Source organism: Pseudomonas sp. CFBP 13711, from assembly GCF_014842265.1.
Lineage (GTDB): Bacteria > Pseudomonadota > Gammaproteobacteria > Pseudomonadales > Pseudomonadaceae > Aquipseudomonas.
Genome location: NZ_JACYVI010000016.1, coordinates 76806 through 97179, shown reverse-complemented (window position 1 = coordinate 97179; position 20374 = coordinate 76806). Strand labels below are relative to the sequence as shown.

At 60.2% G+C, this 20374-nt stretch carries 24 protein-coding genes; 12 read left to right on the top strand and 12 right to left on the bottom strand.

Going from position 1 to position 20374, the window contains the following annotated elements; translation table 11 throughout:
* Positions 1 to 14: 14 nt before the first annotated feature.
* Entirely contained in the window at positions 15 to 563 is a 549-nt protein-coding gene (locus IFT47_RS23960; RefSeq protein ID WP_192174424.1) for a gamma carbonic anhydrase family protein, read from the top strand.
* Positions 564 to 571: 8 nt separating this feature from the next.
* Complete coding sequence (locus tag IFT47_RS23955; protein ID WP_192174423.1) at positions 572 to 1222, top strand: HAD family hydrolase; 651 nt, start codon at positions 572 to 574, stop codon at positions 1220 to 1222.
* A 61-nt stretch (positions 1223 to 1283) separates the two neighbouring features.
* On the opposite strand, the gene IFT47_RS23950 is transcribed toward IFT47_RS23955, so the two are convergent.
* A complete protein-coding gene (locus tag IFT47_RS23950) occupies positions 1284 to 2348 on the bottom strand; it encodes an aminopeptidase (RefSeq protein WP_192174422.1) in 1065 nt (354 codons plus the stop codon).
* Positions 2349 to 2456: 108 nt separating this feature from the next.
* Here IFT47_RS23950 and IFT47_RS23945 point away from each other — a divergent pair, with 108 nt between their 5' ends.
* Positions 2457 to 2873 carry a PA0061/PA0062 family lipoprotein gene (locus IFT47_RS23945; RefSeq protein WP_192174421.1) on the top strand — a complete coding sequence of 139 codons (417 nt, stop codon included), beginning with the start codon at positions 2457 to 2459 and terminating at the stop codon, positions 2871 to 2873.
* Between the two features lie 75 nt (positions 2874 to 2948).
* Here IFT47_RS23945 and IFT47_RS23940 read toward each other — a convergent pair whose 3' ends face one another.
* Both IFT47_RS23940 and IFT47_RS23935 read right to left on the bottom strand, forming a co-directional pair.
* Positions 2949 to 3182 carry a DUF1161 domain-containing protein gene (locus IFT47_RS23940; RefSeq protein ID WP_192174420.1) on the bottom strand — a complete coding sequence of 78 codons (234 nt, stop codon included), beginning with the start codon at positions 3180 to 3182 and terminating at the stop codon, positions 2949 to 2951.
* A gap of 131 nt (positions 3183 to 3313) precedes the next feature.
* Positions 3314 to 3745: an OsmC family protein gene (locus IFT47_RS23935; RefSeq protein WP_037017022.1), complete on the bottom strand. Its 432-nt coding sequence runs from the start codon at positions 3743 to 3745 to the stop codon at positions 3314 to 3316.
* Between the two features lie 283 nt (positions 3746 to 4028).
* Between IFT47_RS23935 and IFT47_RS23930 the strand changes: the two genes are divergently transcribed.
* Positions 4029 to 5030, top strand: a complete 1002-nt coding sequence (locus tag IFT47_RS23930; RefSeq protein WP_192174419.1) for an LLM class flavin-dependent oxidoreductase — start codon at positions 4029 to 4031, stop codon at positions 5028 to 5030.
* An 87-nt stretch (positions 5031 to 5117) separates the two neighbouring features.
* On the opposite strand, the gene IFT47_RS23925 is transcribed toward IFT47_RS23930, so the two are convergent.
* Together IFT47_RS23925 and IFT47_RS23920 are read right to left on the bottom strand one after the other, a co-directional pair.
* Entirely contained in the window at positions 5118 to 5342 is a 225-nt protein-coding gene (locus IFT47_RS23925; protein WP_192174418.1) for a DUF1161 domain-containing protein, read from the bottom strand.
* Between the two features lie 161 nt (positions 5343 to 5503).
* A complete protein-coding gene (locus IFT47_RS23920; RefSeq protein ID WP_065987998.1) occupies positions 5504 to 5719 on the bottom strand; it encodes a dodecin in 216 nt (71 codons plus the stop codon).
* A 182-nt stretch (positions 5720 to 5901) separates the two neighbouring features.
* On the opposite strand from IFT47_RS23920, the gene IFT47_RS23915 reads away from it, so the two are divergent.
* Positions 5902 to 6225 carry a DUF883 family protein gene (locus tag IFT47_RS23915; RefSeq protein WP_037017008.1) on the top strand — a complete coding sequence of 108 codons (324 nt, stop codon included), beginning with the start codon at positions 5902 to 5904 and terminating at the stop codon, positions 6223 to 6225.
* On the opposite strand, the gene IFT47_RS23910 is transcribed toward IFT47_RS23915, so the two are convergent.
* The gene (locus IFT47_RS23910) at positions 6226 to 7125 is read right to left on the bottom strand and encodes a LysR family transcriptional regulator (protein ID WP_192174417.1); all 900 of its coding nucleotides are present in this window, start codon (positions 7123 to 7125) and stop codon (positions 6226 to 6228) included.
* Between the two features lie 120 nt (positions 7126 to 7245).
* Between IFT47_RS23910 and trpB the strand changes: the two genes are divergently transcribed.
* From trpB to IFT47_RS23895, 3 genes are all read left to right on the top strand, one after another.
* The gene (trpB, locus tag IFT47_RS23905; RefSeq protein ID WP_192174416.1) at positions 7246 to 8472 is read left to right on the top strand and encodes a tryptophan synthase subunit beta; all 1227 of its coding nucleotides are present in this window, start codon (positions 7246 to 7248) and stop codon (positions 8470 to 8472) included.
* A complete protein-coding gene (gene trpA, locus IFT47_RS23900) occupies positions 8472 to 9332 on the top strand; it encodes a tryptophan synthase subunit alpha (protein WP_192174415.1) in 861 nt (286 codons plus the stop codon). The genes trpB and trpA overlap by 1 nt, the downstream gene beginning before the upstream one ends.
* Before the next feature lie 75 nt (positions 9333 to 9407).
* Positions 9408 to 9911 carry an anti-virulence regulator CigR family protein gene (locus tag IFT47_RS23895; RefSeq protein ID WP_192174414.1) on the top strand — a complete coding sequence of 168 codons (504 nt, stop codon included), beginning with the start codon at positions 9408 to 9410 and terminating at the stop codon, positions 9909 to 9911.
* A gap of 193 nt (positions 9912 to 10104) precedes the next feature.
* Here IFT47_RS23895 and IFT47_RS23890 read toward each other — a convergent pair whose 3' ends face one another.
* Positions 10105 to 11055, bottom strand: a complete 951-nt coding sequence (locus tag IFT47_RS23890) for a choline sulfate utilization transcriptional regulator (RefSeq protein ID WP_192174413.1) — start codon at positions 11053 to 11055, stop codon at positions 10105 to 10107.
* Between the two features lie 114 nt (positions 11056 to 11169).
* Between IFT47_RS23890 and betC the strand changes: the two genes are divergently transcribed.
* Together betC and choX are read left to right on the top strand one after the other, a co-directional pair.
* Positions 11170 to 12675 carry a choline-sulfatase gene (gene betC / locus IFT47_RS23885; protein WP_192174412.1) on the top strand — a complete coding sequence of 502 codons (1506 nt, stop codon included), beginning with the start codon at positions 11170 to 11172 and terminating at the stop codon, positions 12673 to 12675.
* A 38-nt stretch (positions 12676 to 12713) separates the two neighbouring features.
* Entirely contained in the window at positions 12714 to 13640 is a 927-nt protein-coding gene (gene choX, locus IFT47_RS23880) for a choline ABC transporter substrate-binding protein (RefSeq protein ID WP_192174411.1), read from the top strand.
* Between the two features lie 141 nt (positions 13641 to 13781).
* Here choX and aroE read toward each other — a convergent pair whose 3' ends face one another.
* Both aroE and hemF read right to left on the bottom strand, forming a co-directional pair.
* On the bottom strand, positions 13782 to 14612 hold the full coding sequence (gene aroE, locus IFT47_RS23875; protein WP_192174410.1) for a shikimate dehydrogenase: 831 nt from the start codon (positions 14610 to 14612) through the stop codon (positions 13782 to 13784).
* Positions 14612 to 15532, bottom strand: a complete 921-nt coding sequence (hemF, locus tag IFT47_RS23870; protein WP_192174409.1) for an oxygen-dependent coproporphyrinogen oxidase — start codon at positions 15530 to 15532, stop codon at positions 14612 to 14614. The genes aroE and hemF overlap by 1 nt, the downstream gene beginning before the upstream one ends.
* A 225-nt stretch (positions 15533 to 15757) precedes the next feature.
* Between hemF and IFT47_RS23865 the strand changes: the two genes are divergently transcribed.
* Entirely contained in the window at positions 15758 to 16735 is a 978-nt protein-coding gene (locus tag IFT47_RS23865; protein WP_192174408.1) for an NADPH:quinone reductase, read from the top strand.
* A gap of 28 nt (positions 16736 to 16763) precedes the next feature.
* Here IFT47_RS23865 and IFT47_RS23860 read toward each other — a convergent pair whose 3' ends face one another.
* From IFT47_RS23860 to IFT47_RS23850, 3 genes are all read right to left on the bottom strand, one after another.
* Entirely contained in the window at positions 16764 to 17321 is a 558-nt protein-coding gene (locus IFT47_RS23860) for an L-threonylcarbamoyladenylate synthase (protein WP_133774050.1), read from the bottom strand.
* Positions 17322 to 17360: 39 nt separating this feature from the next.
* Complete coding sequence (gene dprA, locus IFT47_RS23855) at positions 17361 to 18473, bottom strand: DNA-processing protein DprA (RefSeq protein ID WP_192174407.1); 1113 nt, start codon at positions 18471 to 18473, stop codon at positions 17361 to 17363.
* 124 nt (positions 18474 to 18597) lie between these two features.
* On the bottom strand, positions 18598 to 19623 hold the full coding sequence (locus IFT47_RS23850; RefSeq protein WP_192174406.1) for a LysM peptidoglycan-binding domain-containing protein: 1026 nt from the start codon (positions 19621 to 19623) through the stop codon (positions 18598 to 18600).
* A gap of 141 nt (positions 19624 to 19764) precedes the next feature.
* On the opposite strand from IFT47_RS23850, the gene def reads away from it, so the two are divergent.
* On the top strand, positions 19765 to 20271 hold the full coding sequence (gene def, locus IFT47_RS23845) for a peptide deformylase (RefSeq protein ID WP_192174405.1): 507 nt from the start codon (positions 19765 to 19767) through the stop codon (positions 20269 to 20271).
* Positions 20272 to 20374 lie beyond the last annotated feature (103 nt).

Here is a 20374-nt window from a genome sequence, read left to right as displayed (position 1 = left end):
AGAAGGAGCCTATCGTGGCCATTCGCACGTTCCAGCAGCACACCCCGACCCTTGGCGAGCGGGCGTTTGTCGACCATTCGGCGGTTGTGATCGGCGATGTCGAAATCGGCGTCGACAGTTCGGTCTGGCCGCTGACCGTCATCCGTGGCGACATGCACCGCATCCGCATCGGCGCGCGCACCAGCGTGCAGGACGGCAGCGTGCTGCACATCACCCATGCCGGGCCGTTCAACCCGGACGGTTTTCCACTGTTGATCGGCGACGAAGTGACCATCGGCCATAAAGTCATGCTGCACGGCTGCACCGTCGGCAATCGCATCCTGATCGGCATGGGCACCACGATCATGGACGGTGCGGTGGTGGAGGACGAGGTGATCATCGGCGCGGGCAGTCTGGTGCCGCCCGGCAAACGCCTTGAGAGCGGGTTCCTCTACGTCGGGCGTCCGGTGAAACAAATGCGTCCGCTGACCGAGAAAGAGATCGCCTTCTTCCCCTACAGCGCGACCAATTACGTAAAGCTGAAAGACCAGCATCTGGCCGAAGGCTTCGACAAACCCTGCTGAGAGCACCCATGCATTACCAGAATATTCTGTTCGACCTGGACGGCACCCTGACCGATCCGCGCGAAGGCATCACCCGGTCCATCCAGTTTGCGTTGAGCAAGCTGGGCATCGACGAACCCGACATCACCCGGCTCGAGCACTTCATCGGCCCGCCGCTGTTGCAGCAATTCATGCGCGCCTACGACTTCGACGAAGCGAAGGCCTGGGAGGCCGTGGGCTTTTACCGCGAGCGCTTCAAGGTGACGGGCCTTTACGAGAATCTGGTGTTTGATGGCGTGTTCGAATTGCTGGACATGCTCTCGGATCAGGGCCGGACGTTGTTCATCGCGACGTCCAAACCCTGGGTGTTCGCCCATGAAATCGCCCGGCATTTCGATTTCGCGCGCCATTTCAAGCTGATCTACGGCAGCGAGCTGGACGGTACCCGCACTGACAAGGTTGAGCTGATTCGGCATTTGCTGGATGAAGAGCAGCTCGACCCGAAACAGACGCTGATGATCGGCGACCGCAAACACGATTTGATTGGCGGCAAGCGCAACGGGTTGGATGTGGTAGCGGTGGGTTACGGGTTTGGCAGTCGCGAAGAGCTGGAGGCCGAGGCGCCGACCTATCATTTTGATTCGGTGAGCGCGCTACATAAGGCGTTTCTCAAAAGCTGAGAGCACTCAATCAGGCAAGCGATGATCGTTCCCACGCGGAGCGGGGGAGCGATCATGCCGCTTAGGCTTTTTGGGCCAGCCGCTGCAGCGCCGCCTTGCGTTCATCCTTGGGCAGTCCGCCCAGCTTTTCCACCGCCGAATAGAATGCGGGCCAATCGCCGTTCACCTGCCTGAACAACGTTTCAAACGCTGGCACCCATTGATCATACAAACCAATGGGCAGCAGGCGTGCGTTGTTCATCGGTGCATACACCCAGCCGTCAAAGCGCTTGTCGCCGCCCCACTGACTGTCGCGCAGCTGCCGATACTCGCTGCGCAGACGCTCGAACTCAGCGGCCTTGCGCTCACGCATCACCTGCGGACTCAGCGGCTCCGCATACAGCGCCTTCAGCCGATCCCGGGTGTCGAGCGCCAACTGGGTGAGTTGATCGCGTCGCCGCGCTTCCGAAGACCCGCCGTCCGCAGGCAAACCCCGCGCCGCGCGCCACTGACGTGTGCCTTCCTGCTCCACGAAACTGGCGTAGGACTCGTTGAACTCGCTGTCGTCCTTCACGTAAAACCGCTGGTGCGCCAACTCATGAAAGATCAGCGTGGCCAGACGCTCATCGCCCCAGTTCATCATCGAGCTGATAATCGGATCATCGAACCAGCCGAGCGTTGAGTACGCTTCCACGCCGCTGATATACACGTCTTTACCCTCCAGCTTCTGAACAGCCGCATCCCCCCGCGCGGCGCCCTGGGTGTAGTGGCCGCGGTAGGCCACGCACCCGGCGATGGGGAAGCAATGGGTGACAGGATCAAGGGAAAATTCGCCGGTCGCGAATACGTTCCAGACGACATACGGGCGATGGATATCGGCGTAAAGGCGGTAGCTGCGGTTATCCGGCAGATGCAGATGCTCGGTGGCAAAGGCACGGGCCTGCTGAGATGTGCGCAGATGATCGCGCAGCGTGGGGTCGCGATTGGGGTCAGCGATGACGTCGGCAACCGGTTCGCGCGCCCGCAACAGGGCCATTTGGCCGCCGGCCAGTTGCGAGTAATAGGAAAGACTGGAGCAGCCGCCGAGGAGTAAAGTCGCCAGCACCGGCAGGCCGCGATGCAGCCAGGCCTTTTTCGATCGAATCATGCAGCAGCCTTAACGTCGATATTCATGAAGTGCAAACATCAGCGTTATGCCGGACAGCCTGCCTCTGACGCAACCATCATCGCCACTTGTCCTGCTGCGGAGTTCATCATGCGCTTGCCTCTGTCCCTCGTTGCCCTGAGTCTTCTGGCCGGATGCGCGGGGCCGCTGCCTGCGGTTGATCCCCAGCAGGCGTGGGTCGATCTGCATACCTTTACTGGCAAAACCCTGATGGCGGACAAGCTGGACGGCGTGCGCACCTACGACGGACGCTTCTTTCAGGTAAGTCCCGGCAAACACAAGCTCGAAGTTCGGTATGACTACGACTACGCTCCCGGCGCGATGGGCCTGTCGATGGACATCTACAACGAGCGAACCTGCTACGTAACGATCAACTACGACCGCTTCGAAGCCGGCCACCGCTATCGTCTCGACGTGCGCAATATCACCAACAGCATCGACGCACAGTTGCGGGACGAGCAACGCAACGTGCTCGCGGAGGAGGGGGACATTTTCTGTATTCCGTGACGCGTTATCTCGGCCTCGCCACGCACACGAGATGGCTTACACACAGCCTACGAACTACTTCAGCTCGCGCCCGGACTAGCGACCGTTATTCTGGTAGATGATTTTTTTCGTGTCGTTTTCGCAAGTACCGACGACCATGCTCTGGTCGGTGACATCTTTATTGGCCACGATCTCCAACGTGTATGAGCTGACGCTCTGAGCCTGGATCTTCGTTTCGATTTCAGCTTTAAGCTCTTCACACGGCTTGGGCGCAGCGAAGGCACTGGTGGTCAGAGCACCAAGAATCAGGATTGCGGCGATACGTTTCATGTTCGACTCCTTCGGCACCGTGCGATACGCATCGGCCTAACATGTGACCGTGGGGGCGCACGCCGGTTCTGGCACGTCCATAACGAAGATGGCCCGCAATTGCGGGCCATCGAGTGCAACAGTAACGCGAATCAGCTCACCAGCGTGGCATCGAGCGTGATCTTGGCGTTCAGCACTTTCGAAACCGGGCAGCCTTCCTTCGCATCATTGGTCAGTTTCTCGAACTGCTCCTGGGTTGCGCCCGGAATTTTAGCCTTCAATGTCAGGTGCACGGCAGTGATCGCGAAGCCGCCATCAACTTGATCCAGGGTGACGTCAGCGGTGGTGTCGATGCTGTCGGCTTTCAGATTCGCATTGCCGAGGATCATCGACAGTGCCATCGAGAAGCAGCCAGCGTGGGCTGCGCCGATCAGTTCTTCCGGGTTGGTGCCCTTGCCGCCTTCGAAGCGGGCCTTGAAGCCGTACGGCGCTTCGCGCAGGACGCCGGTTTCAGTAGAGATGCTGCCGATACCCGACTTCAGGTCACCTTCCCAGTGGGCGGATGCTTTCTTGACGATGCTCATGGTGTCTCCTCATGAAAAGTGCGATTTCGCTCGCACGCGGACCAAAGTTCTGAGGAGTGTAGGCGGGACTTAGTTCAACGCTTATGCCCCATGTGCTTTTTTGCGGATGGGCGCAACGTTAAATCCGACCAAATTAGTAGGAAATTTCGCCTTACCCATTGCAACTCTGAAATCCGCCCTTATCCTATGGCTTAACGCAAATATTTAGTCTTAATGCCGGTTTGCTCGCGTGATGTCCCGACGGATGCGCCGATTCAAGCCTCAAGAGGATCAACAACGGCCTATGAAACGATTAGCTGATGTGAAGATTTCGACGCTCGATCTGGTGCCCGTCCGCGAAGACAAAGGCCCGGCGGAATCGCTGCGTAATGCGCTGGACCTGGCGCAACACGTCGAGAAATGGGGCTACAACCGTTTCTGGGTGGCCGAGCACCACAACATGGACGGCATCGCCAGTTCGGCAACCTCCGTTCTGCTGGCCTATCTGGCCGGCGGCACGTCGACCATTCGGGTTGGGTCGGGCGGGATCATGCTGCCCAACCACGCACCGCTGGTAATCGCCGAGCAGTTCGGCACGCTGGAAAGCTTGTTTCCGGGGCGGATCGACCTCGGCCTTGGCCGCGCGCCGGGTTCCGATCAAATGACCGCCCGCGCCCTGCGGCGCGAGCGCTCAGGCAGTGCCGATGATTTCCCGGATGACGTGACTGAACTGGTCAACTACCTTGGGCCGCGTCAGCCCCATCAGCGCGTTCTCGCTGTGCCCGGCACCAACACCAACGTGCCAATCTGGCTATTGGGTTCGAGCCTGTTCAGCGCTCAACTGGCCGGTGAGCGGGGGCTGCCGTATGCATTCGCGTCGCACTTCGCGCCACGCTTCATGCACGAAGCGATTCGCGTCTACCGCAGTCACTTCAAACCTTCGGACGTCCTCGACAAGCCCTACGTGATGCTCGGCGTCCCGTTGGCCGCCGCAGAGACCGACGAGCGAGCTGAATACCTGGTGACGTCGGTGTACCAACGCATCCTGAGTCTGATGCGTGGGCAGAGTCTGATGCAGAAGCCGCCCGTCGAGAGCATGAATGGTTTGTGGCTGCCCCATGAACGTGATGCGGTGATGGATTTCCTGGGGCTGGCGGTCGTCGGCGGTCCGGAGAAGATTCGCGCGAAGCTGGATGTGCTGCTTGAGCAGACAGACGCAGATGAGCTGATCTTCACCTGCGACATGTACGAACATGCCGATCGCCTGCGCTCTTACGAGATCCTGGCACAGGCGGCGAGGGGCTGAGTCACGGCCTTTCGCTGAAACCTGTCCTGCCATAAACAAAAAAACCGACGCCATGTGCGCCGGTTTTTTTGTATCAGCGGGCCGAGATCAGCCGCGCTTGTAAACGATTTCTTTGTTGCCGCCTTCGCAGGTGCCAACAACCTTACCGTCCGCCGAGCTGCCTTTTTCTACAGCTTCCAGCGTGTAGGAGGCGACGCCCTTGGCTTTGATCTTCGCGTCGATGTCGGCTTTCACGTCATCGCACGATTTACCAGCGGCCATCGTAGTGCCCGCAATGCTCAACAACCCTATGGCCAACAGAACTTTTTTCATCGGTACATCCCCTCGTCAGGCGCATTTTCGGATCAACAAGGCCGCTCCAATCGGGGCGGCCTGACTACATGAACCAGCGTCATGAACCTTGGAAAAAGTCACGACTGCGCGGTATGTATAGCGAAGGTTGTGGCACTCGGCCACTCCAAAAGTTCAGCGACTCAGCTGTTGTCGATGCGGAAGCCAACCTTGATGGTCACCTGGAAGTGACCGACTTTGCCGTCTTCGATGTGGCCGCGGGTTTCCAGCACTTCGAACCATTCCATCAGCTTCACGGACTTGGCAGCCTGGGCAATCGCGTTCTGGATCGCGTCGTCGGTGCTCACGGTCGATGACCCGACCAGCTCCAGCATTTTGTAGGTGTGATGATCAGACATGGCAGTTCTCCTGAAAGGTGTTGCGCGGTGGCAGCGCCGCAGTGATTGTGTTCACTATCTCTGTGCCGAAATGCGGCCTAAAAGTTCAGAAGAAACGGCACTTCGCATTACGCACTGCACTTTCTCGAAACCCTGTAGTCGGAAACAACACACGCCACTCATCACAGCAGGAGAGTCAAATCATGGCATTCACGTCATCCCGTAAAGCGTCGTTGCAAAGCATGGAAGCCGAGATCGAGAGTCTGCTCAAGTCGCTGGAAGGCTTGAAGTCCGACGCTTCCGACGAGTCGCGCAAGACTCTGAAAAACCTGAAAGCCAACGCTGAAAGCGCGCTGAGCCATTCGCGCAGTCTGTTGAGCGATGTCTACGAAGACGTCAAAGTCAAAACTCGCGAAACCAGCGTTGCGACCCGTGACTACGCCCAAGAGCACCCTTGGACTACCGCAGGCGTCGCCGTTGGCGCAATCGGCCTGCTGGCAGCTTACCTGCTGTGCAAGCGCGGCTGATCAAGCCTGCCCCGATCGCTCGAGTTCCTGCTTGAGCCATCGAGCCAGGTGCTGAGCGCGCCCATCCGCGGCGCGCTTTGGTACCCATAACGCCAGCCGCGCCGGGGTTTCACTGAAACCCCATGGCGCGGCCAGGCGTCCGGCTTTCAAGTCGTCAGCCACCAACGGCTCCGGCGCGATCGCCACGCCAAGCCCTGCAACAGCCGCCTCCAGTAAATAATACAAATGCTCGAAATCCTGTCCGTAGCTCAGCGCGTCGGGCTCGATGCCGTTTTGCGTCGCCCATGCCGGCCAGGCTTGCAGCCGCGATGTGGTCTGCAGCAATGGCTCGCCCAACAGCGCATGGACCGGGGCGTGTCGCAGCTCGTCGAACCGCGCGAATCGTGGACTCATCACCGGCCCGATGCGCTCGCTGGCAAGCTCGAAGACCTGCATGTCCGTAGGCCATGGCGGTTCGGCGAAAATCAGCAGGGCATCCAGCCCGGGACGTCGCGGGTCAAGGTCGCCTTCTCCTGCGGAGAGGTGCAGGCGCAGGTCGGGGAGGTCAGCATTCAGGCGCCCCAGCCTTGGAATGAACCAGCGTGCCAATAGGCTTCCAGAGCAGCCCAATACGAACGGCGCATTCGCGCTGCCCTGGCTAAGCTCAGCACAGACACCGCGCAGACGATCAAATGCTTCGGCACTCGCATCCCGCAACCGAATGCCTGCATCTGTGAGTTTCAGGCCACGTCCATCTTTGCTGAACAGGCTCACACCCAAGTGTTCCTCCAGCACTTTCAGCTGGCGACTCACGGCACCATGGGTGACGTGCAATTGCTCAGCCGCCTGACTGACACTGTTCAGCCGGGCGGTGGCTTCAAAAGCACGCAATGCGTTGAGGGGCGGAAGGTCTCGGCTCATGGGATGTGTGAGTTTTCCTGACAGGTTGCCCCGATCTTATCGGTTTTCATCGTCGCTGGCGCTGGTTAGAGTGTGATCACTGCCTGACGGCTAACTCTATTCGTATCTCCGGAGGTCCACATGACCCAGACCCAAACTGCATACCGCGAAGGCCCGGACGACCGTGGCATGTTCGGTGCCTTCGGCGGCCGTTACGTCGCTGAAACCTTGATGCCGCTGATCCTTGATCTGAACCGCGAATACGAAATCGCAAAGAATGATCCTTCGTTCCTGAAAGATCTGGAGTACTTCCAGCGCGATTACGTGGGTCGTCCAAACCCGCTGTATTTCGCCGAGCGCCTGACCGAGCATTGTGGCGGCGCGAAGATTTACCTGAAGCGCGAAGAGCTCAACCATACCGGCGCGCACAAAATCAATAACTGTATCGGCCAGATCCTGCTGGCGCGGCGCATGGGCAAAAAACGCATCATCGCCGAGACCGGCGCCGGCATGCACGGCGTTGCCACCGCTACCGTGGCGGCACGCTTTGGCTTGGAATGCGTCATCTACATGGGCACCACTGACATCGAGCGTCAGCAAGCCAACGTGTTCCGCATGAAGCTGCTGGGCGCCACGATCATTCCGGTGGTCGCTGGCACCGGCACGCTGAAAGACGCCATGAACGAGGCACTGCGCGACTGGGTTACCAACGTCGACAGCACCTTCTACCTGATCGGCACCGTCGCAGGTCCGCACCCTTACCCTGCAATGGTTCGTGACTTCCAGTCCGTGATCGGCAAGGAAACCCGCGTTCAGATGCAAGAGCACGAAGGCCGTCTGCCGGACAGTCTGGTGGCGTGCATCGGCGGTGGCTCGAACGCAATGGGACTGTTTCATCCGTTTCTGGATGACACGAGTGTGCGCATCATCGGTGTCGAAGCGGCCGGCCACGGCATCGAGACCGGCAAGCACGCCGCCAGCCTGAACGGCGGCGTTCCGGGCGTACTGCACGGCAACCGCACCTTCCTGTTGCAGGACAACGACGGTCAGATTATCGACGCCCACTCGATTTCAGCCGGCCTCGACTACCCAGGCATTGGCCCTGAGCACGCCTGGTTGCATGACATCGGTCGCGTCGAATACACCTCGGTCACCGACGATGAAGCACTGGCTGCGTTCCACCAGTGCTGCCGCCTCGAAGGCATCATCCCGGCGCTGGAAACCGCCCACGCCCTGGCTGAAGTGTTCAAACGCGCTCCAAACCTGCCGAAGGATCACCTGATGGTGGTCAACCTGTCCGGTCGTGGCGACAAGGACATGCAAACCGTAATGCACCACCTGGATCTGTCCCAGCAGGAGAAACACTGATGAGCCGCCTGCAAACGCGTTTTGCTGAACTGAAAGAACAAAACCGCGCAGCCCTGGTGACGTTCATCACGGCAGGCGACCCGGGCTACGACACCTCGCTGGCGATCCTCAAGGGATTGCCGAAGGCAGGTGCCGATGTAATCGAGCTGGGTATGCCGTTCACTGACCCGATGGCCGACGGCCCGGCAATTCAGCTGGCGAACATTCGCGCCCTTAACGCCAAGCAAAACCTGGCGAAGACGCTGCAGATGGTTCGTGAATTCCGTGAAGAGGACAGCGTCACTCCGCTGGTGCTGATGGGTTACTACAATCCCATCCACAACTACGGCATTGACCGCTTCATCTCCGAAGCTCATTCGTCGGGTGTCGACGGGCTGATCGTGGTGGACCTGCCGCCGGAGCACAACGCCGAGTTGTGCGACCCAGCGCAGGACGCAGGTCTGGACTTCATCCGCCTGACCACGCCGACCACTGATGACGTTCGCTTACCGACTGTGCTCAACGGCAGCTCCGGTTTCGTTTACTACGTGTCGGTGGCGGGCGTGACAGGCGCGGGCTCTGCAACGATTGATCACGTTAAGGACGCCGTGCAACGCCTTCGCCGCCATACCGATCTGCCAATCAGTGTCGGCTTCGGTATTCGCACAGCTGAACAAGCGGCCGCCATTGCGCGCGTGGCCGACGGTGTCGTCGTCGGTTCGGCACTGATCGATCAGATCGCCAACGCGTCTTCGCCGGAACATGCGGTCAGCGGCGTGCTGGGTTTGTGCGCGCAGTTGTCCCAAGGCGTGCGTAAAGCCCGCGTAGCCGAAGGTAAAGTTTCTGATACAGAGGAATCTCGGTCTCTGGCAGCACACTAAGCCGTACAGCGAAGGGGTTCAGGACCACGTCCTGAACCCCTTTTTGCTGCCCGTATTTGCTCAGGAGCGCGCTACATGAAAGTCTCGAATCGTTTGATCGCCGGGTTGGGCGTGTTGATGCTCAGCGCCAGCGCGCTGGTTCAGGCTGCACCACCGGATCAACGCGGGGGCGATGACAACGGCCCGGGCCAGCATCAGGATCACGGCCAACCCAATGGTCCGCAAGGCGGTCCGCAGGGCGATCGCGGCAACGGCAACGACCATCGCAACGAACCGCGTGCGGATAACCGTGGCAATAACCAGCGTGGCGGCCGTCCTCCTGCCGACTTCGGCGATGTGCGCCGGACCATCAGCGAGCACAGGGAAGTCATCGGTCGCGGTCAGCCGCTGCCCCCTGGCGTCCACATCGTCAAAGGCCACCCGCTGCCACGCGGTTACGGCCGTCGACTGGACCAACGCTCGCTGCAATATCTGCCTCAATACGACGGCTACGAGTGGCGCCGCCTGGGCCCGGACGTTGTGCTGATCGCCATTGGCAGCGGGATCGTTTATGAAATTCTGGATGGCGTGCTGAACTAAGGCACGTCCATGTGGGAGTGACCGGGGTGGCGCTCCGTCTTGCTCGCGAATACGGCATTTCCGGTGCTGGATATCTAGCGGATCTACCGGACTCTTCGCGAGCAAGCTCGCTCCCACAAGTCGTGCGTCGCAGCTACAACTTCGGCACCATCGATAGGCCGCCAGATCAGCGTCAATGTTTGTCACGAAGGCCCTAAACCGCAATCGACGGCAGCTCCTTACCCTTCAGCAAATCCCCGCTCAACGCCTGTTCACTTCGTAACCACTCCACGAACCGCTGAACGATCTGCACGCGTCGCTTGCGTTGCGGCAGGACGATGTAATAACCGTATCCGGAGACGGCGCTCGCTTCGATCGGGCGGCATAGCAAACCCTGCTCCAGCAAATCATCCACCAGATGTCGCCAGCCGATGGCCACGCCCTGGCCGCCGATCGCCGCCTGAATCAGCAGCGTGTAGTTGTCGAATCGCAGCTGCCCCGGCGCGGGTGCTTGCGGGATATTCAGGGCGCGAAACACGCCACTCCAGTCAAACCAGTTATTGCCGCCCTCGCCACGCAAGTGCAGCAGCGCGAAGTCTTTCAGCGCCTTGGTGGGCAAGGGCAGGTCGCGCCCCTTCAGCAATCGCGGGCTGCAGACCGGGAACACTTCCTCGCTGAACAACCAATGGCTTTCTCCCTGCTTGAATCGCCCGTCGCCGAACAACACGGCCACATCGATATCCGCGCGCAGCATGCTGTGACTGCGCTCGCTGGTGACCAGGCTGACGTCGACGTCGGGGTTGTCCTTGTGGAAACGGTGCAGGCGCGGCATCAGCCAATAGGCGGCGAAGGCGAAATCGGTCGCCACCTGCAAAACCTCGTGCTGATGCTGCTCGGTGATTGCGCTGAGGCCCGCGTCCATCGATTCGAGCCCGGTCTGTACGTGATTGAAGAGAATCTGCCCGGCGTCCGTCAGCTCAATGCCGCGATAGATGCGATCAAACAGCCGCGTCCCCAGTTGCTCTTCCAGTCGCTTGATTTGCTGGCTGATGGCCGGCTGAGTAGTGCCGAGCTCGATAGCCGCAGCGGTAAAACTGCGCAACCGTGCGGCGGCCTCAAAGCCGCGTAGCAAATCCAGTGACATGGCACCAAGGGCTTCAAACATAAGCTGTACTTATCCTAAGCATTGCCGCACATGGGCTTTACCGCGGACGGCATGGGCACCATCCTCGGTCGGAGCACTTTCGCATAAATAATGACTATGGGATGCCGCGAAAACATGAAGCGCAAGAACATTCTTTTCATCATAGCCGATCAGATGGCCGCGCCCATGTTGCCGATGTACGCCTCTTCCCCCATCAAGATGCCCCACTTGAGTCGCCTCGCCGCTGAAGGCGTGGTGTTCGACGCCGCCTACTGCAACAGCCCGCTGTGCGCGCCGTCGCGTTTCACCTTGGTCAGCGGTCAGTTGCCGAGCAAGATCGGCGCCTACGACAACGCTGCTGATTTTCCCGCTGATGTGCCGACCTACGCCCACTACCTGCGTCGTCTCGGCTATCGCACGGCGCTGTCCGGCAAGATGCATTTCTGTGGCCCTGATCAACTGCACGGCTACGAAGAGCGCCTGACCAGCGACATTTATCCGGCCGATTATGGTTGGGCTGTGAACTGGGACGAGCCGGACGTGCGCCCGACCTGGTACCACAACATGTCTTCGGTGCTGCAGGCCGGTCCTTGCGTACGCACCAATCAGCTCGATTTCGACGAAGAAGTGGTGTTCAAGGCGCAGCAGTATCTGTTCGACCATGTGCGCGAAGACGGCGATCAGCCGTTTTGCCTGACGGTGTCGATGACCCATCCCCACGATCCGTACACCATCCCCAAGTCCTACTGGAATCTGTACAGCGACGAAGACATCCCGATGCCCCACGCGCGGTTGGCCCAGTCCGAACTGGACCCGCATTCTCAACGCCTGCTGAAAGTCTATGACCTGTGGGACAAGCCTCTGCCCGAGCAAAAGATTCGCGATGCGCGCCGCGCCTATTTCGGCGCATGCAGCTACATTGATGACAACGTCGGCAAACTGCTGAAAACCCTGGAAGAAACAGGCTTGGCTGACGACACGATCATTGTGTTCTCCGGCGACCATGGCGACATGCTGGGTGAGCGCGGGCTCTGGTACAAAATGCACTGGTTCGAGATGTCGGCGCGGGTGCCGCTGCTGGTGTACGCTCCGGGGCAGTTCAAGGCCGGCCGTGTTCAGGCGGCAGTGTCCACCGCCGACCTGTTGCCGACTTTTGTGGCATTGGCTGAGGGTCAACTGGACGCCGGTTTGCCGCTCGATGGCCGTTCACTGTTGCCGCACTTGGAAGGTGAGGGCGGTCACGACGAGGTGTTTGGCGAGTACATGGCCGAGGGCACCAACAGTCCGCTGATGATGATTCGTCGCGGCGCGTACAAATTCATTTATTCGGAACGGGACCCATGTCTGCTGTATGACGTGCGCAACGATCCGGAGGAGCAGGAAGAGCTGAGTCGATCCGAGGCTCATCGCGACCTGTTCGCTGCGTTCCTGGCCGAAGCACAGGCCAAGTGGGACATTCCGGCGATACACCACCAGGTGCTCGCCAGTCAGCGGCGCCGGCGTTTTGTCGCCGAGTCGCTGGCCATCGGCAAGCTGAAGAGTTGGGATCACCAGCCGCTGGTCGACGCCAGTCAGCAGTACATGCGCAACCATATTGATCTGGACGATCTGGAGCGCAAGGCCCGTTATCCGCAACCTTGAACCCTGCCAACACCTAGAAAATCAAAAAGGGGCACACCATGAATAAGCTGTTCACCACGCTGGCGGTTGGGGTCTTGGGCTTGAGCAGCGTCGTGGCCTATGCCGCCGACGCGAGCTGCAGCACTGTGCGGATGGCCGATCCAGGCTGGAGCGATATCGCTGCCACCAACGCCACCGCAGGCTTTTTGCTCGACGGCATGGGCTACAAAACCAAGATCGACACCCTGGCGGTGCCCATCGCCTATGGCGGTCTGAAGGACGGGCAGCTCGACGTCTTTCTGGGCAACTGGATGCCGGCGCAGCAGGGCTTCTACGACAAATTCATCGCCACCGGTGACGTGACGCAATACGCGAAGAACCTGGAAGGCACCGAGTTCACCCTCGCGGTTCCCGATTACGTCTATGACGCGGGCGTTCACGACTTCGCCGACCTGAACAAATTTGCCGACAAGTTCCACAAGAAGATCTACGGCATCGGCTCGGGCGCTCCGGCCAACGCGTCGATTCAGGAAATCATCAAGAAGAACGAGTTCGAGCTGGGTGACTGGAAGTTGGTTGAGTCTAGCGAGCAGGCGATGCTGGCCGAAGTGCAGCGCAACGTGAAGAAGAAGGAATTCGTGGTGTTCCTCGGGTGGACGCCACACCCGATGAACGTGCAGATCAAAGGCATGCACTACCTGAAAGGCGGCGAGAAATACTTCGGTGATACCGGCAGCGTTTACACCGTGACGCGCAAAGGTTACGCCGACGCCTGCCCGAATGTGGCCAAGCTGCTTTCCAACCTGGTGTTCACCCAGGACATGGAAAACTCGATCATGCAGACCGTGGTGGACAAGAAGGTCAGCAACACCGAGGCGGTGAAAGCGTGGCTGAAAGCCAATCCGGCGGTGCTGGACAAATGGCTCGACGGCGTGAAAACCGTTGACGACAAAGACGCGCTGCCAGCGGTTAAGGCCAAGTTGTAAGCGCCGACAAGAAGCATCGCGAGCAAGCTCACTCCTACAGGACCAACATCAGTCTGTGGGAGCGCGCTTGCAGCGTGACAGTGCGGCGTCTGGACGACCAGGCATCCACCACAAAATAAGTGTCAGCCTGGAACGTGAGCGTTATCCGTTCTGCACCATCAACCGTCGCAGTTCCGCCAGAACCGGCGCTGACTCCGGTCGCACGCCGCGCCACAGGTAAAACGCCTCGGCGGCCTGCTCGACCAACATCCCCAAACCATCCACTGCCTGTCCGGCGCTGTGCTCCGTGGCCCAGCGACAAAAGGCGGTCGGCTCCTTGGCGTACATCATGTCGTAGCAAATGGTCACGCCCGGCTGAATCAGACTGGGCGCAATGGGCGGTACTTCGCCCGACAGGCTCGCCGACGTGGCGTTGATGATGATGTCCACCGGCTCTTCCAGCCAGTCATAGCCGGCGGGCAGCACCGGGCCAATGTCGGCAAACTCCTCGGCCAATCGCTCGGCCTTTTCCACTGTGCGATTGGCGACCACCAGCACGTAGGGATCTTCCGCCAGCAAGGGTTCCAGCGCGCCACGCACCGCGCCGCCAGCTCCGAGCACAAGGATGCGTTTGTCCTTGAGCGTTACGCCATGATTGACCGTCAGGTCCCGAACCAGACCGGCTCCGTCCGTGTTGTCACCCAGCAGGCTGCCATCCGCCTGCAGCGCCAGCGTGTTGACCGCCCCGGCACGACGGCCGCGCTCGGTCAGCTGATCAGCTATCCGGTACGCTTCTTCCTTGAACGGCACGGTGACGTTGGCGCCACGGCCTGTTTCGAAAAATGCCTTGGCGAACGCGGTGAAGCCGTTCAGCGGGGCCAGTGAGGTCTGGTAGTCGAGCGCCTGACCGGTTTGCTCGGCGAACAAGCGATGGATCAGCGGCGACTTGCTGTGGGCGATGGGGTTACCGAAGACAACGTACTGATCAGTCATCACTGTGCCGCCTCAGCCAGCCAGTCGCGATCCTGCAAAAAATACTCCGTCAGGCGTGCTTCCTCGCTGCCCGGCTCGGCTTTCCAGTCATAGCCCCAGCGCACTTGCGGCGGCAGCGACATAAGGATGGATTCAGTCCGGCCACCCGACTGCAGCCCGAACAAGGTGCCGCGGTCGTACACCAGATTGAATTCCACGTAACGCCCACGGCGGAACTCCTGAAACTCCCGTTGCTGCGGCGTGTACGGAGTGTCTCTACGGCGCTGAACGATGGGCACATACGCCTCGACGAACGCATCACCGATGGCGCGAATGAAGGCGAAGCTGGTGTCGAAATCCCACTCGTTGAGGTCATCGAAAAACAGGCCGCCCACGCCGCGCGGTTCATTGCGGTGCTTGATATGGAAGTAGCGATCGCACCACGCCTTGTAACGGGGATAGACGTCAGCGCCGAACGGCGCGCAGGCCTGCTCGGCGACGCGGTGCCAATGAACGCAGTCTTCCTCGACGCCGTAATAGGGCGTCAGGTCAAAGCCGCCTCCGAACCACCACACTGGTTCTTCGCCTTCTTTCTCTGCAATGAAGAAACGCACATTGGCGTGGGCAGTCGGCACATGAGGATTGTGCGGGTGCATCACCAGCGACACGCCGAGTGCTTCGAAACCACGTCCTGCCAGCTCCGGTCGATGGGCGCTGGCCGATGGGGGGAGGCCGGCGCCGAAGACGTGGGAAAAATTGACCCCGCCCTTTTCGAGGATATGGCCATTCTCGATCACGCGGGTCCGTCCGCCACCCCCGGCAGGCCGCTCCCAGGCGTCCTCGACGAAACGGGCGCTGCCATCTTCGGTTTCCAGCGCGGCGCAAATGCGGTCCTGAAGATCGAGCAAGTAGGCTTTGACGGCATCGGTGCGAAAGGACATGGCGGTACCTGCATAAACTGAAACGTGCGTCGGGAGCGGGATTCGACCGGGCTTGGCGTTGATAGCACGCCTCGCTCAGCAAACCCCGTCGGCGAAATTTGGCCCGTAGCATATCACCGGCACGGCGGCTGCCGCAGTTGACGAAGCGCCAACGAAGGAGTCCGATAGAGCCCTTTCGCATCGACAGTCATCCTCTGCAAGTCCGATCCATGACGGAGAAAGCAAATGGCAAAACGTATCCAGTTCAAGGCGTATGGCGGTCCCGAAGTCCTCGAGTACGTAGAATTCGAACCCCCGGCACCAGGCCCCAAAGACGTGCTCGTGCGTAACAAGGCGATTGGCGTCAACTTCATCGAGACCTACTTTCGCAGCGGCCTGTACCCGGCGCCTTCGTTCCCGTCGGGGTTGGGCAACGAAGGCGCGGGACTGGTTGAAGCGGTCGGCAGCGAAGTCACCCACGTCAAAGTCGGCGACCGGGTGGTGTACGGCACCGGTCCATTGGGTGCCTACGGGGACGTTCACGTAACGCCGGCAGCGAACATCGCCAAACTGCCTGACGGTATCAGCTTCGAGCAGGGCGCCGCCGTCATGCTCAAGGGTCTGACCGTGCAATACCTGTTTCGTCAGACCTACGAAATCCGCCCTGAAGAAACCATCCTGTTCCATGCCGCTGCCGGCGGCGTGGGATCGATCGCCTGCCAGTGGGCCAACGCCTTGGGCGTCAAGCTCATCGGCACGGTGAGCTCGGCAGAGAAGGCCGCGCACGCCAAAGCGCTCGGCGCGTGGGAAGTGATTGATTACAGCAAGGAAGACGTGGTCCAGCGTGTACTGGAATTGACCGACGGCAAGAAGGTCCCGGTGGTCTATGACGGCGTGGGCAAAGACACGTGGGAAACGTCGCTGAATTGCCTGGAATTGCGAGGCCTGCTGGTCAGCTTCGGCAATGCGTCAGGCGCAGTGACCGGGGTGAACCTCGGAGTCCTCGCTCAGAAAGGCTCGCTGTACGTCACCCGGCCGACGTTGGGCTCCTACGCGAACACCCCGGAAGCCTTGCAGGCGATGGCGGATGAGGTGTTTGAAATGGTCGCCAGCGGCAAGGTGAAGGTCGACGACATCCAGAAGTTTCCCCTCAAGGATGCCGCGAAGGCCCATACCGAACTGGCAGGGCGCAGAACGGTTGGGTCGATCATTCTGGTGCCTTGATCTCAACCTGCGAAACAGTGGAAGGGCATTAACCTGCCCTTACCACCTCAGCGGTGACCAGATCCCGTATCACACTCGGGTTGCGACGCCCGCCAAGGCTGCCGCTCAGCACCATGTCCAGTTGCTCGTGGAAATACTGCTCAACGCGCAGTCGTGAGCGGGCTGCGGGGCGGCCGGTCGGGTTGGCGGAGGTCGACACCAGTGGACCGGTCAAGGCGCACAGCTCGCGTACGGTCGGGTGATCGCTGACCCGGAGGGCGACGGTGTCGTGCTTTCCGGTGATCCAGTCCGGCAACAGGCCTTGATGTGGCACCAGCCAGGTGTTCGGTCCCGGCCAGGTGCTGGCCATGCGATCGATCCACAGCTCAGGGAAGTCCTCGAAGAGGAAATCGAACTGACGGATGTTGTCTGCGATGAGGATCAAGCCCTTATCAACAGGCCGCGCCTTGATTGCCAGCAGGCGATACACCGCCTCTGCATCCCAGGGGTCACAACCCAACCCCCACACCGCTTCGGTTGGATAGGCAATCACCGCCCCGGCCCGAATTTCTCGTGCGGCTTGCTGCACTCGCCAACTGCTGACCATCGTCCGTTCTCCCAAATTACGCAGGCGGGCAGTTTAACCTCAGCGTGCCCGGGCAAACCATCGCCCGGCTTCACAGGCCACGCTGCTGTCGAGTTCAAGCTCGGTCAGCGCCGCCAGGACCTTTGGCAACGGCCAACCGCTGTTATGGGCCAGCGCCTCGCCGGTTTGCGGCGCTGCATGCAAGAGGGCGAGCAGCGGATGAAGCGGGGTCGACGGTTTATCAACGACGTCCGAACTCGGCGCGACGTTTTTCCAGCCCTGCAGCGCCTCAAGAATATGGTCGATGGTTTCCACCAGCACTGCCCCCTCACGGATCAGCTGGTGACAACCCCTGGCGCCCGGATGATGGATCGAGCCGGGGATGGCATAGACCTCACGGCCCTGCTCGGCGGCAAGCCGTGCCGTGATCAGTGATCCGCTGGCAACGCTGGCCTCGACCACCAACACGCCCAGGGACAAACCGCTGATGATTCGATTGCGCCGGGGAAAGTTGCTGGCGTGGGGGCCTGCGTCCAGCGGCAGCTCGGAAATCACTGCGCCGCCCTCGGCCACCATACGCGCTGCAAGTTGACGATGCCGCTGTGGATAAAGTTTTTCGATGCCGGTGCCCAGTACGCCGATTGTCCCGCCTTTTACGTCCAGAGCACCTTGATGCGCGGCGCCGTCGATACCCAGCGCCAGCCCGCTGGTGATGACAAAACCGGCACCGGCCAGGCTCCGCGCGAACGCCGCCGCGGTGTCGAGTCCAGGCTTGGAAGCGCGTCGACTGCCCACCATTCCCAACTGCGGACGATCAAGCAATGCACGGTTTCCGGCGATGAAGAGCAGGGGCGGTGGATCCGGGATTTCTGCCAACAGCGCGGGGTAGTCAGGGTCGTCCCACATCAGCAAATGCTGGCCCGGACGCTCTAACCAGGCCAGTGCAGCACTGGCACCGTCGCGCACTTCGGCACTGCGACGGGCCTCGGCACTGGCCGCCGGCAGCCGCAGAGATCGCCATGCCGAAGCCGGCGCACTCAACGCGGCAGAGGCGCTGCCGAACGCATCGATGAGGGTGTGAAAACGTTTTGGACCGACTTCCGGCAGCCGATGCAGACGCAAACGGGCTTCCAGCTCAGCCGGCGACTGACCGGCCTTTTCGAACAACGGCATGTCATCTTCCTTGATCCGAGACCCACCTTAATCAGTGGATCAAGCTGTGGATAAGTCTGTTAACAACAATTTGATAAGTGAAGCATGCCGGTGGAGAAAAGTGATTTGCAGCTGATACATAGCATTACGGATTGCGGACTTTGTCCTGCACCGCCAGAGATCGGGTTGCGTGCAGCACCATGCCGTAGCTCAGTCGCTCGTACGTGCGGAAGACCATCAGCAGCCCTGAGCGCTCGTCGGGAATTTTGACCTGATCACCGTTGACCCGGTCACGCACCGTCTCGCCGGTCTTGTAGATCGCCAATACGTTGCCCTCGGCCAAGCCATCCAGTCGGCCACGGTCGATGGTCACCACGTCGAACTCGCCGATCTGGGTCACGCCCCGGGGCACGTCGATGATGTTGCCGCTGATCGGTTGCTGGGGCTCACTAGGGACAAAGGTGGAATTGATTCCGCGTTCTTCACTGACGAAGAGCCGATCGCCGAGGCGTACTTCCTGGGTCGAGCGCTGCAGTTGCAACGTCGCTACGTCACCTTCGCTGGCAACGATTTGGCCGCTGCCGATGTCATCGGCATTGATGCCCAGCACCACGCCGCTCACCGGATCGACGTAGGTCTTGCCCTTGCGATAGATGCCGTACGACACATGGCTCGGCTCGAACTGGCCGCGGGCATAGATGCGATCACCCGCACCACTCAGCACCCGCTCGCCGGGGCCGGCCACGACATGAGGCGCGACTTCAAACTGGCTGGCGTTGTCGATGATTCGGTTGTTCAGCAGAAACGCATTGATCGCGCCCAGCGGGATGGTGGGAATCGCCTCGGCAATCGGCGTACTGCGCACACGCGGGGAGAGTTTGATGGTGCCGCGAGACTCACCGCGATTGACGACGATGCGTGGCTGACCATCGACGTAAATCAGGTTGAGCGTATCGCCGGGGTAGATCAGATCAGGGTCGTGAACCTGCGGATTGGCGCGCCAGAGTTGGGGCCACTTCCACGGCTGGTTAAGAAATTTTCCGGAAATGTCCCAAAGTGTGTCACCGGCGACGACGGTGTAACTCTGTGGATGGCCATCCCTGAGCTGTACTTGCGCCTGGACAAGGCCTGTCGCGGCCAACAGCAGCAGGGCGAGTAGTGATTTCCTCATGCGGTGAATCCCTTTATCATGTTGGCTTCGCGTGAAACGCTGAGTCTTGCGAGACTTCCGGTTTTACTAGGGCTGCAGCTTGTGACGTCCCAAGCCTAGCAGCCGATTTTGACTTTACCCTACAGTGCATCCCTTACGTATATGGCCATTCTAAACATCCTCGAATTTCCCGATTCGCGCCTGCGCACCATCGCCAAGCCGGTGGCTGAAGTGGACGACGGCATTCGCCAGTTGGTCGACGACATGTTTGAAACCATGTACGAAGCGCCTGGCATCGGTCTGGCCGCGACGCAGGTTAACGTACACAAGCGCGTGGTGGTGATGGATCTCTCCGAAGATCGCAGCGAGCCGCGGGTGTTCATCAACCCCGAGATCGAGCCGCTCACCGAAGAGATGGACCAGTACCAGGAAGGCTGCCTGTCTGTTCCAGGTTTCTACGAAAACGTGGATCGCCCGCAACGGGTCAAGGTCAAGGCGCTGGACCGTGACGGCCAGCCCTACGAGTTCATCGCCGAAGGCCTGCTCGCCGTGTGCATCCAGCACGAATGCGATCACCTGAACGGCAAGCTGTTCGTTGATTACCTGTCCAATCTCAAGCGCGACCGGATCAAGAAGAAGCTGGAAAAACTCCACAAGCAAAACGCCTGATCCCGCCATCCTCCTTTCTACCGTAGGAGCCCGCGTGCCCGCGATAGCGACCTGTCCTCTGCCGCATTTGTCGGCTGACACCACGCCATCGCGGGCAAGCGCG